Source organism: Gottfriedia acidiceleris, from assembly GCF_002128425.1.
Taxonomy (GTDB): Bacteria; Bacillota; Bacilli; order Bacillales; family Bacillaceae_G; genus Gottfriedia; species Gottfriedia acidiceleris.
Genome location: NZ_NESS01000045.1, coordinates 1 through 502, shown reverse-complemented (window position 1 = coordinate 502; position 502 = coordinate 1). Strand labels below are relative to the sequence as shown.

Sequence of the window (502 nt, the reverse complement as noted above, 5' to 3'; positions counted from 1 at the left end):
TTCGGTCCCATATATGATGGTAATGTTTGTGCATTTGGATTCGGCCCCATATATGATGGTAGTGTTTGTGTATTATTTACTGGGTACGACGGTGCTGGTAATGGTGTAGGAACTGGTGCTGGTAACGGCATTGGCATCGCAGTTGGTGGCACTGGCGCTCCTCCAGTCGCTCCTGGTGCTTCTCCAGTTACTCCAGTTAGCATCGGCATAGCTCCAAAACTCGGTAATGTTGGTAATGCCCCTCCCTCTCCTCTTGGATAAAATGGGTAGTGAGCGTTCGGTCCCATATACGCTGGTAATGTTTGTGGGAAGTTTTCATTCGGTCCCATATATGCTGGTAATGTTTGTGGGAAGTTTGCGTTTGGTCCCATATATGCTGGCATTGTTTGTGGGAAGTTTGCGTTTGGTCCCATATATGCTGGTAACGTTTGTGGGAAGTTTTCATTTGGTCCCATATATGCTGGTAACGTTTGAGCTGCATTTGGATTTGGTCCTACATATG

General features: G+C 46.6%; 1 pseudogene. It reads right to left on the bottom strand.

From position 1 onward, the window contains the following. Window positions 1-502 (bottom strand): annotated as a pseudogene (locus B6K90_RS23915) (hypothetical protein); the annotation flags it as partial.